This is a genomic window from Pseudoalteromonas sp. ASV78 (assembly GCF_047806705.1).
Taxonomy (GTDB): domain Bacteria; phylum Pseudomonadota; class Gammaproteobacteria; order Enterobacterales; family Alteromonadaceae; genus Pseudoalteromonas; species Pseudoalteromonas prydzensis_A.
In genome coordinates, this window is record NZ_JBLOPA010000011.1 from 1 (window position 1) to 275 (window position 275).

Here is a 275-nt window from a genome sequence, read left to right on the forward strand (position 1 = left end):
TAAAAGTTATCAATCTTTAAAATTGAAACGTGCCTTAGCACACAGTTTAGTGTGCCGACTTAGCTCAGCTGGTAGAGCAACTGACTTGTAATCAGTAGGTCAACCGTTCGACTCGGTTAGTCGGCACCATTTATTTTAGATAATTTGAAAGAGCAACTGACTTGTAATCAGTAATTCATTTAAGTTATCCGTTCGACTCGGTTAGTCGGCACCATTTATTTTAGATAATTTAAAAGAGCAACTGACTTGTAATCAGTAATTCATTTAAGTTATCC

Annotated in this window: 1 tRNA gene; it reads left to right on the forward strand. The window is 36.0% G+C overall.

Features of this window, described 5'->3' with window-relative positions:
• The first annotated feature begins 53 nt into the window (after positions 1-53).
• Positions 54-129 (forward strand) — tRNA-Thr (locus tag ACMVDV_RS23320).
• Positions 130-275 lie beyond the last annotated feature (146 nt).